Here is a 14,251-nt window from a genome sequence, read left to right on the forward strand (position 1 = left end):
TTTGACTATCCCGCCAGTGGTCCCGGCTGTCATAAAACTGTCATATTTCATACATTTTACTGTCACCTGTTTGTCCTATTTTGCATACCGGAGCTACTCAAACAACGATTTACGAAATCTTGCAGGAGTCATTATGAAAGCCATGCGTACCACTGTCGCCACTGTTGTCGCTGCGACCTTATCTCTGAGCGCTTTTGCTGTTAACGCAGCAGCAAGCCTGACTGGCGCGGGTGCAACCTTCCCGGCGCCGGTGTATGCCAAATGGGCTGATACTTACCAGAAAGCCACCGGTAGCAAAGTAAACTACCAGGGTATCGGCTCCTCCGGCGGCGTGAAGCAAATTACCGCTAACACCGTTGATTTCGGCGCGTCTGATGCTCCGCTGTCTGATGAAAAACTGGCTCAGGAAGGCCTTTTCCAGTTCCCTACCGTCATCGGTGGCGTGGTGCTGGCGGTTAACCTGCAGGGCGTGAAATCCGGCGAACTGGTGCTGGACGGCAAAACCCTGGGTGATATTTACCTCGGCAAAATCAAAAAATGGGATGACGCCGCGATTGCGAAACTCAACCCAGGCCTGAAACTGCCTTCGCAGAACATCGCCGTTGTGCGTCGCGCTGATGGTTCCGGCACCTCTTTCGTGTTCACCAGCTACCTGGCGAAAGTGAACGAAGAGTGGAAATCTAAAATCGGTTCAGGCTCTACCGTAAACTGGCCGACCGGTCTGGGCGGTAAAGGCAACGACGGCATCGCCGCTTTCGTTCAGCGTCTGCCAGGCTCTATCGGTTACGTTGAATACGCCTACGCTAAACAGAACAACCTGGCTTACACCAAACTGGTGTCTGCGGATGGCAAACCGGTATCCCCGACCGAAGAAAGCTTCTCTAACGCCGCCAAAGGCGTGGACTGGAGCAAAACCTTCGCTCAGGACCTGACTAACCAGAAAGGCGATGATGCGTGGCCGATCACTTCCACCACCTTCATTCTGATCCACAAAGAGCAGAAGAAACCTGAGCAGGGCGCAGAAGTGCTGAAGTTCTTTGACTGGGCTTATAAAGATGGCGCTAAACAGGCGAATGACCTGGATTACGCTACCCTGCCGGACAACGTGGTTGAGCAGATCCGTGCGGCATGGAAAACCAACGTGAAAGACAGCAGCGGTAAAGCGCTGTACTAAGCAAAGTAGTTAATGATGGCGGATGGCGCTTTCGCTTATCCGCCCTACAAAAATCCGCTAACATGCTTTTTTTGTAGGCCCGGTAAGCGGTAACGCCACCGGGCATCGTTCAAAACAGAGTTCAACTAAAAGAGTGACCTATGGCTGCAACTAAGCCCGCTTTTAACCCACCGGGTAAACAAGGCGACATGATCTTCAGCGCACTGGTAAAACTGGCTGCGCTGATTGTGCTATTGCTGCTGGGCGGCATTATTGTGTCGCTTATTTTCTCCTCCTGGCCAAGCATTCAGAAGTTTGGATTCTCTTTCCTGTGGACCAAAGACTGGGACGCGCCTAACGATATTTACGGGGCGTTGGTGCCGATTTACGGCACGCTGGTGACTTCATTTATCGCGCTGCTGATCGCCGTTCCGGTGAGTTTCGGCATTGCCCTGTTTCTGACTGAACTGGCGCCCGGCTGGCTGCGTCGCCCGCTCGGTATCGCCATTGAACTGCTGGCGGCTATCCCCAGTATCGTTTACGGCATGTGGGGGCTGTTCATCTTCGCGCCCTTGTTTGCGAAATATTTCCAGGAGCCGGTCGGCAACGTACTGTCGAACATTCCGTTTGTGGGCGCGCTCTTCTCCGGCCCGGCGTTCGGTATCGGTATTCTGGCGGCCGGGGTGATCCTCGCCATCATGATCATTCCGTACATCGCCTCCGTAATGCGCGACGTGTTCGAACAAACGCCGGTGATGATGAAAGAGTCGGCATACGGCATCGGCTGTACCACCTGGGAAGTGATCTGGCGCATTGTTCTGCCGTTCACCAAAAATGGGGTCATCGGCGGCGTAATGCTCGGCCTGGGCCGCGCGCTGGGTGAAACCATGGCGGTCACCTTTATCATCGGTAACACCTACCAGCTCGACAGCGCCTCGCTGTATATGCCGGGCAACAGCATTACCTCTGCGCTGGCAAACGAATTTGCGGAAGCCGAGTCCGGCCTGCACGTTTCGGCGCTGATGGAACTGGGGCTGATCCTCTTTGTGATCACCTTTATCGTGCTGGCGATTTCTAAGGTCATGATCATGCGCCTGGCGAAAAACGAGGGGGCACGATAATGGCGACGCTCGAAATGCAAAACACCACGGCTCTGGCGGAATCGCGTCGTAAAATGCAGGCCCGCCGCCGTCTCAAGAACCGTATCGCGCTGACGCTCTCAATGGCGACCATGGCGTTCGGTCTGTTCTGGCTGGTCTGGATCCTGTTCTCCACGGTGACGCGCGGTATCGACGGCATGTCACTGGCGCTATTCACCGAAATGACGCCGCCGCCTAATACGGCGGGCGGGGGCCTGGCAAACGCCCTGGCGGGCAGCGGCTTGTTAATTTTCTGGGCCACCGCAATCGGGACGCCGCTGGGCATTATGGCCGGTATTTATCTGGCGGAGTATGGCCGCAAATCCTGGCTGTCGGAAGTGATCCGTTTCATTAACGATATTCTGCTCTCTGCGCCGTCGATTGTGGTTGGTCTGTTCGTTTACACCATTGTGGTGGCGCAGATGGAGCACTTCTCTGGCTGGGCAGGCGTGATCGCGCTGGCGCTGTTGCAGGTGCCTATTGTCATCCGTACCACGGAGAACATGCTGAAACTGGTGCCGGACAGCCTGCGTGAAGCCGCTTATGCGCTGGGCACGCCGAAGTGGAAGATGATCTCTTCCATTACGTTAAAAGCCTCTGTTTCCGGCATCCTGACCGGCATCCTGCTGGCCGTTGCGCGTATCGCCGGTGAAACCGCGCCGCTGCTGTTTACCGCGCTCTCCAACCAGTTCTGGAGCACGGACATGATGCAGCCTATCGCCAACCTGCCGGTGACGATTTTCAAATTTGCCATGAGTCCGTTTGCCGAGTGGCAGGAACTGGCCTGGGCAGGCGTGCTGATTATCACCCTGTGCGTACTGTTGCTGAACATTCTGGCGCGCGTGATCTTCGCGAAGAAGAAACACGGTTAATATTTTGCGGCGGGGCCACGGGCCGCGCCGAATGAGGAAAGAGTAAAATGAGTATGGTTGATACTGCATCCGGTAAGATCCAGGTTCGTGATTTGAACTTCTATTACGGGAAATTCCATGCCCTGAAAAATATCAGTCTGGATATTGCCAAAAACCAGGTGACGGCGTTTATCGGCCCGTCAGGCTGTGGCAAATCCACCCTGCTGCGTACTTTTAACAAAATGTACTCGCTCTATCCGGAGCAGCGTGCAGAAGGCGAAATCCTGCTGGATGGCGACAATATTCTCACCAATACCCAGGACATCGCGCTGCTGCGCGCTAAAGTCGGCATGGTCTTCCAGAAGCCGACGCCGTTCCCGATGTCGATTTATGACAACATCGCCTTTGGCGTGCGCCTGTTTGAAAAGCTCTCCCGTACCGATATGGACGAGCGCGTCCAGTGGGCGCTGACCAAGGCCGCGTTATGGAATGAAACCAAAGATAAACTGCACCAGAGCGGTTATTCGCTCTCCGGTGGTCAGCAGCAGCGTTTATGTATCGCCCGCGGCATCGCCATTCGCCCGGAAGTGCTGCTGCTGGATGAGCCCTGCTCGGCGCTGGATCCTATCTCTACTGGCCGTATTGAAGAGCTGATCACCGAGTTAAAACAGGATTACACCGTGGTTATCGTGACCCACAACATGCAGCAGGCTGCGCGTTGCTCCGATCACACGGCGTTTATGTACCTTGGCGAGCTTATTGAGTTCAGCAACACCGACGATCTGTTTACCAAGCCGGCTAAGAAACAAACTGAAGATTACATCACGGGTCGCTACGGCTGATTCAGGAGCACGCTATGGATAACCTTAACCTCAATAAACACATTTCCGGCCAGTTCAACGCCGAGCTGGAAAGTATTCGCACTCAGGTCATGACCATGGGTGGAATGGTGGAGCAGCAGCTCTCTGACGCTATCACCGCCATGCACAATCAGGACAGCGAGCTGGCCAAGCGCGTGGTGGCAGGCGACCAGCAGGTCAATATGATGGAAGTCGCAATTGATGAAGCCTGTGTGCGCATCATCGCCAAGCGTCAGCCTACCGCCAGCGACCTGCGTCTGGTGATGGCGATCATCAAAACCATCGCCGAGCTTGAGCGTATTGGCGACGTGGCCGACAAAATTTGCCGCACGGCGCTGGAGAAATTCTCTCAGCAACACCAGCCGCTGCTGGTGAGCCTGGAGTCCCTTGGCCGCCACACGGTGCAGATGCTGCATGATGTGCTGGATGCGTTCGCGCGCATGGATCTCGATGAAGCGATCCGTATTTACCGCGAAGACAAGAAAGTGGATCAGGAATATGAAGGCATTGTGCGTCAGCTGATGACCTACATGATGGAAGATCCGCGCACGATCCCAAGCGTACTGACAGCGCTGTTCTGCGCGCGCTCCATCGAGCGTATCGGCGACCGCTGCCAGAACATTTGCGAATACATTTTCTACTTCGTGAAAGGTCAGGATTTCCGCCACGTGGGCGGCGACGAGCTGGACAAACTGCTCGCCGGCAGCGATCCGAAAGAGTGATCTTTTAAGGCCGGATATCCGGCCTTAATATCAGAACCTGTAGGCCGGATAAGCGTCAGCGCCATCCGGCTTTTTTAGCGGGTAATATCCCACCCGCGCGCCTTCCACAATTCCGGCAGCTGCGCCAGATCGGTAAAGGTCGTCACCTTCGGGTGGTCAAGGGGCTTATTATGCGGATCGGCGCAGAAGTAGAACACTTCCATGCCCGCCGCGATGCCCGCCTGCGCCCCGGCCGAGGAATCATCCACCAGAATACATTTCGTCGGATCGACGTTCATTGCTTTCGCGGCGTGGTACATCAGCGCCGGATCGGGTTTCCAGCGCTGAATATCGTAGCCGCTGAACAATAAATCCGGGAAATGGTGCAGCATTCCCAGCTTACCCAGCGAATGATTCATTTTGCTTACCGGCCCGTTAGACACCACACACATCGGTACGGTCATCGCGTCCAGCAACGCATTTGCACCCGCAATGACTTCAAGTTCGCTGTCGAACAGACGTGCGACCTCGGCGCGGTAGACAGGTTCGAGATCGGCTTTCGCCAGATCCACGCCGTTTTCGGCGTTAACGATGTCGATAATCTCGTAGAGTTTCACGCCCTTAAAGCGTTTAAATACCTCCTCAAGATCAAGCGTAATGCCAAATTCCCGGAACATATGGACATAAGCCCGGGAACAAATCACTTCACTGTCGACCAGCGTGCCGTCACAGTCGAAAAATACCGCGTCAATTTGGGACATGCCGTTTCCTGTTTTAATGCAATTTTAACGATTACGTGATGCAGATTACGCCGCGCAATCGTTGCCGTATAAGCAAAATCAATGAAAAAAAATGGGTGATACCCATCACCATTGTCGCATTTTGGTATAGGATAGCGACGGATTTTTCCCTCCCATGTTTGGAAATTGATAATGAGCCAACAACACACCACCCAGCCATCAGGCCAGGGGTTGCTCGACCGCGTGTTTAAACTGCGTGAACACGGCACAACGGCACGCACCGAAGTCATCGCCGGGTTCACCACCTTCCTGACGATGGTCTATATCGTTTTTGTTAACCCGCAAATCCTGGGCGCCGCTGGCATGGATACCAGCGCGGTGTTTGTGACCACCTGTCTTATCGCCGCGCTTGGCAGCATTCTGATGGGCGTGTTCGCTAACCTGCCGGTTGCGCTGGCACCGGCAATGGGTCTGAACGCTTTCTTTGCATTTGTGGTGGTGGGCGCCATGGGGCTGCCGTGGCAGATCGGCATGGGCGCGATCTTCTGGGGCGCGATTGGCCTGCTGTTGCTGACCATTTTCCGCGTACGTTACTGGATGATAGCCAATATCCCTGTCAGCCTGCGCGTGGGTATCACCAGCGGCATCGGCTTATTCATCGGCATGATGGGTCTGAAAAACGCTGGCGTGATCGTGGCGAATTCAGAAACCCTCGTCACCATTGGCAACCTGTCGTCTCACAGCGTACTGCTGGGCGTGCTGGGCTTCTTTATCATCGCTATTCTGGCCTCGCGTAATATTCACGCGGCCGTGCTGGTTTCCATTGTGGTCACCACACTGCTGGGCTGGATGCTGGGCGATGTGCATTACGGTGGCATTGTTTCTGCGCCGCCGAGCGTGACCAGTGTGGTCGGTCATGTGGATTTAGCCGGTTCCTTTAATCTGGGCCTCGCGGGCGTGATCTTCTCGTTCATGCTGGTGAACCTGTTCGACTCCTCCGGTACGCTGATTGGCGTGACGGATAAAGCGGGCCTGGCGGATGAAAAAGGTAAATTCCCGCGCATGAAGCAGGCGCTGTTTGTGGATAGCGTGTCGTCTGTGGCAGGCTCATTCATCGGCACCTCCTCCGTGACCGCGTACATTGAATCCTCGTCCGGCGTGTCCGTGGGTGGCCGCACCGGTCTGACCGCGGTAGTGGTAGGTGTGCTGTTCCTGCTGGTGATCTTCCTGTCGCCGCTGGCAGGCATGGTGCCGCCGTATGCCGCCGCAGGCGCGCTGATTTACGTGGGCGTGCTGATGACGTCAAGCCTGGCGCGGGTGAAGTGGGATGATCTGACCGAAGCGGTACCGGCCTTTATCACTGCCGTGATGATGCCGTTCAGCTTCTCGATCACCGAAGGCATCGCGCTGGGCTTTATCTCTTACTGCGTGATGAAAATCGGTACCGGCCGTCTGCGCGAACTCAGCCCATGCGTGGTTGTCGTGGCGCTGCTGTTTGTGCTGAAGATTGCCTTTATCGACGCGCATTAATCCTTGCTCCCTCATCCTGGCGCAATGGCCGGGGTGAGGGCAGATCCCCCTCAGGCAGGCAAACTGCTGAACCGCATCAGACGCGCCGCAGGGGCATTCGCCCGCTGTTGAATATCCGGCAGGCTGCTCCAGCCGCTTTTACTGTCAAATGCCCAGATCCGCAGCGTTTCCATCGCCGGTGAGACGGCTACCGACCAGATCAGCACATCCTCCGCATCACACAACGCTTCCACAGGTGCTGCCAGCGCCGCCCGCAGACGACCTGAACCCGGCAGCAGCTGTAACAGCTCCGGCGAGTCCTGCGTCTGGCTGGCCATCTTTAATACGCTCTGACGCAGCGTGATAAGCTGTGTCTGGGCTTCATTGGGATCGTTCTGGTTACCGATCCACAGCTTTTCATTGTTAGTGAAAATCTGCCGTTCCTGCGCATGGGGGCTGTGCAGACCGCGCGTCGTACGCTGTAACTCCATATCCAGCCCACAAATACCATCAGTAGTGATCGCCACGCCAACCATATTCCCGGCATAGGCGAGGGAAAAGTGCGGTAACTGCATATCAAAAAATACCGGACGGCCGTTCGGCTGGATGACGATGTCCGGCAGTTCGCTGATGCCGTAAAGCATAAACATCAGTTCAGCGAGTAACGCCCGGGAGGCAAGAAAGCGGTGGCGCTGATGTTCAGGTAATTGACGTGCGGCGTGGTGGCAGGCAGAAGGCAGCCTCGTTGAGGTGAGATGACCGTCGGTCAGGATCCCTCTTGCAAAGTGTGTTGCCATTTTTCGCTCCGTGATAATGGTCTGAAGGATCAGACAACGAGGATAGCTAATGGCCTGTATTGTGCGCAGGTTTGATTAAGGAAAAAAGAGGATTTGAACCGCCGTGCCGGAATTTTACATTTCCTTTAACAGCAGGCCCTGAAAACGAAAAAACCCGCCAGAGGCGGGTTTTAAAATGCTTTGCTTAGAACGGAGAAGCTTACAGGCTTACAACGTTACCAGCTGCCGGGCCTTTAGCGCCGCTTTCGATGGTGAAGGACACTTTCTGACCTTCGTCCAGAGATTTGTAGCCATCGTTCTGGATAGCAGAGAAGTGTACGAACACGTCTTTAGAGCCATCGTCAGGAGTGATGAAGCCGAAACCTTTATCAGCGTTGAACCATTTTACCAGACCAGTCATTTTAGCAGACATAGAAATTACCTTTGATATTGAATTAGTGCCTTTCGGCGCGATGGTGTGCTTGACAGAATTTTTGAAGCGATTAAGAGAAGCTCACGACGAAGGGTATCTTTGGATAACTTCTGGAGGACTACTTTACTAACTGCTTTAAAGGTCTGTGCGTCAAACCAATGAGTCTATTAACGCACAGATCCTTAGTGAGTAGCAATGTTTATTTTAAAGAGATCACTTCCCGATGCAGAAACTGGAGAAGATCCGGCCCAGCAGATCGTCGGACGTGAACTCGCCGGTGATCTCGCTTAACGCCTGCTGCGCCAGCCGCAGCTCTTCCGCCAGCAGTTCGCCTGCCCATGCGCCGAGCAGTTGCGCCTTACCCTGTTGCAGATGGTCAGCTGCCAGTTCCAGCGCCTGTAAATGCCGACGACGCGCCATAAAGCCGCCTTCCATACGGGTATCAAACCCCATACTGGCTTTAAGATGGTGGCGCAGTACATCCACACCCTCGCCGGTGCGCGCGGAGAGGCGCACAAGTGAGTGACCATTCACATCGCTGATGCCCAGCGTCTCGCCGGTAATGTCTGCTTTGTTACGCACCACCGTAATGGGTAGCTTTGCCGGCAGCCGGGCGATAAAATCGGGCCAGATTTCTGCCGGATCAACTGCGCTGGTGGTGGTGCCGTCCACCATAAACAATACCCGGTCAGCCTGTTCGATCTCCTGCCAGGCGCGCTCGATACCAATACGCTCGACTTCATCGCTGGCTTCGCGCAGACCGGCAGTATCGATGATATGCAGCGGCATCCCGTCGATATGAATATGCTCGCGCAGCACATCCCGCGTGGTACCGGCGATATCGGTGACAATCGCCGCCTCACGCCCGGCCAGCGCGTTCAGCAGGCTGGATTTACCGGCATTCGGACGGCCTGCGATCACCACTTTCATCCCTTCCCGCAGCAGGCTGCCCTGACGCGCTTCAGCGCGAACGGCATCCAGATCGCCAATCACCTCGTTAAGCTGCGCTTCGATTTTACCGTCAGAGAGAAAATCAATTTCTTCATCCGGGAAGTCGATGGCCGCTTCAACGTAAATGCGTAAGTGAGTGAGTGCTTCCACCAGATGATTCACGCGGGCGGAAAACGCGCCCTGCAACGAGTTCAGCGCCGAGCGTGCGGCCTGTTCTGAGCTGGCGTCGATGAGATCGGCAATGGCCTCGGCCTGGGCCAGATCCAGCTTATCGTTCAGGAAGGCGCGTTCAGAGAACTCGCCAGGCCGCGCAATACGTACGCCGGGGATCTTCAGGATGCGTTTTAACAGCAGATCGAGAATAACCGGCCCGCCGTGCCCCTGCAGCTCCAGCACGTCTTCCCCGGTAAAGGAGTTGGGGCCGGGGAACCACAGCGCGATCCCCTGATCCAGCGCGCTGCCATCAACATCCTGAAACGGCAGGTAATCGGCGTAACGCGGCTTCGGCAGCTTGCCCAGCACAACGTCAGCCACTTCCCGCGCTTTAAGGCCAGAGATGCGCAGAATGCCCACGCCACCGCGTCCAGGGGGGGTGGCCTGCGCAACGATAGTGTCGTTATGGCTCATGATTTATCTCTTTAAAACCAATAAAAAAGGCGGTCAATCGACCGCCCTGTCAGAACTTTTCTGTTTGCCGGGTGGCGCTTTGCTTACCCGGCAAACATGACGTCAGGAGCTTTTCTTCTCGCGGCTATGCAGGCCACGTTTCTCCAGTCCACGGTAAATCATCTGTTGTTGCAGAATGGTCACCAGGTTGCTGACGATATAGTACAGCACCAGACCAGACGGGAACCACAGGAAGAACACCGTAAAGATGACCGGCATAAAGGTCATGATTTTCTGCTGCATCGGATCGGTAACGGTCGTCGGCGACATCTTCTGAATGAAGAACATGGTCACGCCCATCAGGATCGGCAGAATGTAGTACGGGTCTTGTGCGGACAGGTCATGGATCCACAGCGCGAACGGCGCATGACGCAATTCAATGGAGCCCATCAGCATGTAGTACAGCGCCAGGAAGATTGGCATCTGGATAAGCAGCGGGAAGCAGCCGCCCAGCGGGTTAACCTTCTCTGCTTTGTACAGCGCCATCATTTCCTGGCTCTGACGTTGCTTGTCATCACCCAGACGCTCACGCATGGCCTGAATTTTAGGCTGCAGCATACGCATCTTCGCCATGGAGGTGTACTGCGCTTTGGTCAGCGGGTACATGATGCCACGAACGATAAAGGTAATAACGATGATGGAGAAGCCCCAGTTACCCAGGAAGCTATGGATCCATTTCAGCAGTTTGAACAGCGGCTGAGAGATGAACCACAACCAGCCGTAATCCACGGTCAGATCAAGGTGCGGCGCAACAGCAGCCATTTTGTCCTGAATTTCCGGACCCACCCACAGGGTGCTGCTCAGCGCACCGGTTTGACCCGGCTGAACCAGAACCGGCGCAGACTTATAGCCGATAGCGGCAACGCCATTGCCCAGGTTGTTGGTGTAGAAATTGTTTGCCACGTCGTTACGCGGAACCCACGCGGTTGCGAAGTACTGTTGCAACATCGCGACCCAGCCGCCGTTTGCGGTGACGTTCAGGTTTTCGTTGTCGGCAATGGTATCGAATTTATATTTTTCGTACTTCTCATCTGGCGTGGAGTACGCCGCGCCACGGAAGGTATGCAGCGCAAAGTTGCTGCTTCCGGTGTCACGATGAGCCGGCAGATTGATGGATTGCTTCAGCTGGCCAAAGGTTGCCACTTCCAGCGGTTTCGCGCTGCTGTTCTGCACGTTGTAGCCAACGTTCACCGCATACTCACCGCGTTTCAGCGTAAAGGTTTTGATGAAGGTGTTGCCTGCCGCGTCGGTATAGGTCATTGGGATCGCCAGTTCGTTCTGGCCATCCGCCAGCACAAAGGCGTCACTGGTGACGTTATACAGCGGACGTGCGCCGTTAGCCGGATTATCCGGGCCATCACGACCTGTCAGGCCGCTTTGTGCCTGATAGATGAACTCCGGGGTGGTTTCCAGCAACTGGAACGGCTCAGAAGAACCCAGTTCTTTCGGATAACCTAACAGCTGCGCTTGTTCAACATCACCACCACGGGTGTTGATGGTAAGAGACAGCACATCGGTCTTAACGGTAATCAGTTTTCCCTGGCCACTGGCTGGTACGCCCTGGTCTGCGGCGCTACCCGCTGCGGTGGTCGTAGTCTGCGTGGTCTGCTGCGCCTGAGGCTGAGGATTTTTATCCTGCTCCCAGGCTTGCCAGATCATGAAAGACACGAACAACAAAGCGATGACAAGAAGATTGCGTTGCGAATCCATCGTTAGTGTTCTCTGGTATTAAAAGGTCCTGGCGGGACGGGGTCGTCGCCACCCGGGTGTAAAGGGTGGCATTTTAATACGCGTTTCACCGTCAACCAACTGCCTTTTATCACTCCAAACCTGCGCAATGCCTCAATTCCGTAGGCCGAACAGGTTGGAGTGAAACGGCAATGTGGCCCGAGTAGCGGACTAATCAGGCGTTGATAAACCCTAATAAGGGCTATCAGGAGCCTTGAGCCAGGCGACAGTGGCGGCGCCATAATTTTTCCAACGCTTCCGAGAGAGCACGGTTATCGAGGTCAGCAACCCCCTTTTTCGCCACCACCACGAAATCCATTGCTGGGAGTTCATGCTGACGTAAACGGAAGCTTTCGCGCGTCAGGCGTTTGATCCTGTTGCGTTCATGCGCACGTTTAACATTTTTCTTGGCGACGGTAAGACCGATACGGGGATGCCCCAGCGAATTCAGGCGGCCGAGGATGGTGATTTGCGGCGTGCCAGCCCGTTGTGGCTGCTGGAAGACGAATGTGAAATGATTGGGAGTTAACAAGCGTAACTCCCTGGGAAATGCGAGCTTAACCACGCAGGGTTAGCTTTATTACTTGGAAACGGTCAGACGAGCACGGCCTTTAGCACGACGACGTGCCAGAACCTGACGACCATTTTTAGTAGCCATACGAGCGCGGAAGCCGTGAGAGCGGTTGCGCTTCAGTACAGACGGTTGAAAAGTGCGTTTCATGGCGATTTCTACCTAAACTTGAATGATTTCACTGACTTTTGCGCCTGCTCGTTTGGCAAGGCCAACTGCGTACGCTTCAGTGTTGGTGAATAAAGAGGCCGGATTGTAATAATTGTACACTCCGGAGTCAATTCTCTTTCCTTATATCCCGCGTATTTTCGCATGATTCTGTCTGTAAAATGAACAGCCTTAAACGACAAAAATCATACGCTGCGCGCCGGGTGGAGGATTATACGGGCTGGCGACGAAAGCGCAAGGATCCTCAAGGATCTTCCTGAGATCAATTAAGCAAAATTTTGGCGTTGCTCAGCATATTTTCCAATATGCAGGCTAAATCCTGCCGCACCCTGCCAGGATCGTTTACACTTACCCGGTTCGGATCGACCTGTGGATAAATGGTGAAGAATCTGTGAGAAACACAAGATCTCTTCGGCTGTTTACGTTATGATCCGCGGTCCCGATCGCGATCCTCGATCGTAAAAAGGGACAAATCGCAAATAGCGGTTCGCACGTCACCCTTCAGGGGTCTTTCAGAGACCTTTTCGACGTGTGTCAACAATCATGAATATTCAGCCTTTGTCATTTTATCGACTTTGTTCGAGTGGAGTCCGCCGTGTCACTTTCGCTTTGGCAGCAGTGTCTTGCCCGATTGCAGGATGAGTTACCAGCCACAGAATTTAGTATGTGGATCCGCCCATTGCAGGCGGAACTGAGTGATAACACGCTGGCTTTGTATGCGCCAAACCGTTTTGTGCTCGATTGGGTAAGGGATAAATACCTTAATAACATCAACGGGCTGCTCAATGATTTCTGCGGTACTGATGTCCCCCAGCTGCGTTTTGAAGTGGGAACCAAACCGGTCACGCAGACCGTCAGGGAGACGGTGAACGTCGCCGCGCCTGCGCAGGTGGCGGCGGTGCATACCCCGCGCCCCGCGCCTGCACGCTCAGGCTGGGACAACGTCCCGGCTCCCGCGGAGCCAACCTATCGCTCCAACGTTAACGTCAAACACACCTTTGATAACTTCGTTGAGGGTAAATCCAACCAGCTAGCCCGCGCTGCGGCCCGTCAGGTGGCGGATAACCCAGGCGGCGCGTATAACCCGCTCTTCCTTTATGGGGGAACAGGTCTGGGTAAAACGCACCTGCTGCATGCGGTGGGCAACGGCATTGTGGCGCGTAAGCCGAACGCCAAAGTGGTGTATATGCACTCCGAGCGTTTTGTTCAGGACATGGTAAAAGCCCTGCAAAACAACGCGATCGAAGAGTTTAAACGCTACTACCGCTCCGTTGACGCCCTGCTGATCGATGACATCCAGTTCTTTGCTAATAAAGAACGATCCCAGGAAGAGTTTTTCCACACCTTCAACGCCCTGCTGGAAGGTAATCAACAGATCATTCTCACCTCGGATCGTTATCCCAAAGAGATCAACGGTGTTGAGGATCGTCTGAAATCCCGCTTCGGCTGGGGGCTGACCGTTGCGATCGAACCGCCGGAATTAGAAACCCGTGTGGCGATCCTGATGAAGAAGGCCGACGAAAACGACATTCGTCTGCCGGGTGAAGTGGCGTTCTTTATCGCCAAGCGTCTGCGCTCAAACGTACGTGAGCTGGAAGGCGCGCTGAACCGCGTCATTGCCAACGCCAACTTTACCGGTCGCGCCATTACCATTGATTTCGTGCGGGAAGCCCTGCGCGATCTGCTGGCGTTACAGGAAAAACTGGTCACCATCGACAACATTCAGAAAACGGTGGCGGAGTATTACAAAATTAAAGTGGCGGATTTGCTGTCCAAACGCCGCTCCCGCTCGGTAGCGCGTCCACGCCAGATGGCGATGGCGCTGGCGAAAGAGCTCACCAACCACAGCCTGCCGGAAATCGGCGATGCCTTTGGTGGCCGCGACCACACTACCGTGCTGCATGCCTGCCGTAAGATCGAGCAGTTGCGTGAAGAAAGTCATGATATCAAAGAAGACTTTTCCAATTTAATCAGAACCTTATCTTCGTGATGCGATGAAAGTGAC

At 54.7% G+C, this 14,251-nt stretch carries 15 protein-coding genes; 7 read left to right on the top strand and 8 right to left on the bottom strand.

Going from position 1 to position 14,251, the window contains the following annotated elements:
* Nucleotides 1-133 precede the first annotated feature (133 nt).
* From pstS to phoU, 5 genes are all read left to right on the top strand, one after another.
* Complete coding sequence (pstS, locus tag ACQUTD_RS09865; RefSeq protein WP_072570882.1) at nucleotides 134-1,174, top strand: phosphate ABC transporter substrate-binding protein PstS; 1,041 nt, start codon at nucleotides 134-136, stop codon at nucleotides 1,172-1,174.
* A gap of 140 nt (nucleotides 1,175-1,314) precedes the next feature.
* Nucleotides 1,315-2,274 carry a phosphate ABC transporter permease PstC gene (gene pstC, locus ACQUTD_RS09870; protein ID WP_072570884.1) on the top strand — a complete coding sequence of 320 codons (960 nt, stop codon included), beginning with the start codon at nucleotides 1,315-1,317 and terminating at the stop codon, nucleotides 2,272-2,274.
* Nucleotides 2,274-3,164, top strand: a complete 891-nt coding sequence (gene pstA, locus ACQUTD_RS09875; protein WP_072570886.1) for a phosphate ABC transporter permease PstA — start codon at nucleotides 2,274-2,276, stop codon at nucleotides 3,162-3,164. Before pstC ends, pstA begins: the two co-directional genes overlap by 1 nt.
* A 47-nt stretch (nucleotides 3,165-3,211) precedes the next feature.
* The gene (gene pstB / locus ACQUTD_RS09880; protein WP_088221266.1) at nucleotides 3,212-3,985 is read left to right on the top strand and encodes a phosphate ABC transporter ATP-binding protein PstB; all 774 of its coding nucleotides are present in this window, start codon (nucleotides 3,212-3,214) and stop codon (nucleotides 3,983-3,985) included.
* A 14-nt stretch (nucleotides 3,986-3,999) separates the two neighbouring features.
* On the top strand, nucleotides 4,000-4,725 hold the full coding sequence (gene phoU, locus ACQUTD_RS09885; RefSeq protein WP_072570890.1) for a phosphate signaling complex protein PhoU: 726 nt from the start codon (nucleotides 4,000-4,002) through the stop codon (nucleotides 4,723-4,725).
* 74 nt (nucleotides 4,726-4,799) lie between these two features.
* Here the strand turns inward: phoU and yieH are convergent, their stop codons facing one another.
* Nucleotides 4,800-5,465, bottom strand: a complete 666-nt coding sequence (gene yieH / locus ACQUTD_RS09890; protein ID WP_072570892.1) for a 6-phosphogluconate phosphatase — start codon at nucleotides 5,463-5,465, stop codon at nucleotides 4,800-4,802.
* Nucleotides 5,466-5,636: 171 nt separating this feature from the next.
* On the opposite strand from yieH, the gene ACQUTD_RS09895 reads away from it, so the two are divergent.
* A complete protein-coding gene (locus ACQUTD_RS09895; RefSeq protein WP_318362497.1) occupies nucleotides 5,637-6,974 on the top strand; it encodes an NCS2 family permease in 1,338 nt (445 codons plus the stop codon).
* Nucleotides 6,975-7,024: 50 nt separating this feature from the next.
* On the opposite strand, the gene ACQUTD_RS09900 is transcribed toward ACQUTD_RS09895, so the two are convergent.
* From ACQUTD_RS09900 to rpmH, 7 genes are all read right to left on the bottom strand, one after another.
* Nucleotides 7,025-7,750 carry a 4'-phosphopantetheinyl transferase family protein gene (locus tag ACQUTD_RS09900; protein WP_072570893.1) on the bottom strand — a complete coding sequence of 242 codons (726 nt, stop codon included), beginning with the start codon at nucleotides 7,748-7,750 and terminating at the stop codon, nucleotides 7,025-7,027.
* 199 nt (nucleotides 7,751-7,949) lie between these two features.
* Nucleotides 7,950-8,162, bottom strand: coding sequence for a transcription antiterminator/RNA stability regulator CspE (cspE, locus tag ACQUTD_RS09905; RefSeq protein WP_003860775.1), 213 nt, complete (start codon nucleotides 8,160-8,162; stop codon nucleotides 7,950-7,952).
* A 213-nt stretch (nucleotides 8,163-8,375) separates the two neighbouring features.
* Nucleotides 8,376-9,740, bottom strand: a complete 1,365-nt coding sequence (gene mnmE, locus ACQUTD_RS09910) for a tRNA uridine-5-carboxymethylaminomethyl(34) synthesis GTPase MnmE (RefSeq protein ID WP_318377088.1) — start codon at nucleotides 9,738-9,740, stop codon at nucleotides 8,376-8,378.
* Nucleotides 9,741-9,842: 102 nt separating this feature from the next.
* Complete coding sequence (gene yidC / locus ACQUTD_RS09915; RefSeq protein ID WP_318362499.1) at nucleotides 9,843-11,489, bottom strand: membrane protein insertase YidC; 1,647 nt, start codon at nucleotides 11,487-11,489, stop codon at nucleotides 9,843-9,845.
* Between the two features lie 2 nt (nucleotides 11,490-11,491).
* Entirely contained in the window at nucleotides 11,492-11,749 is a 258-nt protein-coding gene (gene yidD, locus ACQUTD_RS09920) for a membrane protein insertion efficiency factor YidD (protein WP_072570898.1), read from the bottom strand.
* Complete coding sequence (rnpA, locus tag ACQUTD_RS09925) at nucleotides 11,713-12,072, bottom strand: ribonuclease P protein component (protein ID WP_072570900.1); 360 nt, start codon at nucleotides 12,070-12,072, stop codon at nucleotides 11,713-11,715. Before rnpA ends, yidD begins: the two co-directional genes overlap by 37 nt.
* A gap of 15 nt (nucleotides 12,073-12,087) precedes the next feature.
* On the bottom strand, nucleotides 12,088-12,228 hold the full coding sequence (gene rpmH, locus ACQUTD_RS09930) for a 50S ribosomal protein L34 (RefSeq protein WP_000831330.1): 141 nt from the start codon (nucleotides 12,226-12,228) through the stop codon (nucleotides 12,088-12,090).
* A 613-nt stretch (nucleotides 12,229-12,841) separates the two neighbouring features.
* Here rpmH and dnaA point away from each other — a divergent pair.
* Nucleotides 12,842-14,236: a chromosomal replication initiator protein DnaA gene (dnaA, locus tag ACQUTD_RS09935; protein ID WP_072570902.1), complete on the top strand. Its 1,395-nt coding sequence runs from the start codon at nucleotides 12,842-12,844 to the stop codon at nucleotides 14,234-14,236.
* The last annotated feature ends 15 nt before the right edge of the window (nucleotides 14,237-14,251 follow it).

This window comes from Enterobacter sp. K510, assembly GCF_055804875.1.

Coding starts and splice junctions, on each gene's coding strand:
- pstS (WP_072570882.1), top strand. CDS start 134: ATGAAAGCCATGCGTACCACTGTCGCCACTGTTGTCGCTGCGACCTTA.
- pstC (WP_072570884.1), top strand. CDS start 1,315: ATGGCTGCAACTAAGCCCGCTTTTAACCCACCGGGTAAACAAGGCGAC.
- pstA (WP_072570886.1), top strand. CDS start 2,274: ATGGCGACGCTCGAAATGCAAAACACCACGGCTCTGGCGGAATCGCGT.
- pstB (WP_088221266.1), top strand. CDS start 3,212: ATGAGTATGGTTGATACTGCATCCGGTAAGATCCAGGTTCGTGATTTG.
- phoU (WP_072570890.1), top strand. CDS start 4,000: ATGGATAACCTTAACCTCAATAAACACATTTCCGGCCAGTTCAACGCC.
- yieH (WP_072570892.1), bottom strand. CDS start 5,465: ATGTCCCAAATTGACGCGGTATTTTTCGACTGTGACGGCACGCTGGTC.
- ACQUTD_RS09895 (WP_318362497.1), top strand. CDS start 5,637: ATGAGCCAACAACACACCACCCAGCCATCAGGCCAGGGGTTGCTCGAC.
- ACQUTD_RS09900 (WP_072570893.1), bottom strand. CDS start 7,750: ATGGCAACACACTTTGCAAGAGGGATCCTGACCGACGGTCATCTCACC.
- cspE (WP_003860775.1), bottom strand. CDS start 8,162: ATGTCTGCTAAAATGACTGGTCTGGTAAAATGGTTCAACGCTGATAAA.
- mnmE (WP_318377088.1), bottom strand. CDS start 9,740: ATGAGCCATAACGACACTATCGTTGCGCAGGCCACCCCCCCTGGACGC.
- yidC (WP_318362499.1), bottom strand. CDS start 11,489: ATGGATTCGCAACGCAATCTTCTTGTCATCGCTTTGTTGTTCGTGTCT.
- yidD (WP_072570898.1), bottom strand. CDS start 11,749: ATGGCGCCGCCACTGTCGCCTGGCTCAAGGCTCCTGATAGCCCTTATT.
- rpmH (WP_000831330.1), bottom strand. CDS start 12,228: ATGAAACGCACTTTTCAACCGTCTGTACTGAAGCGCAACCGCTCTCAC.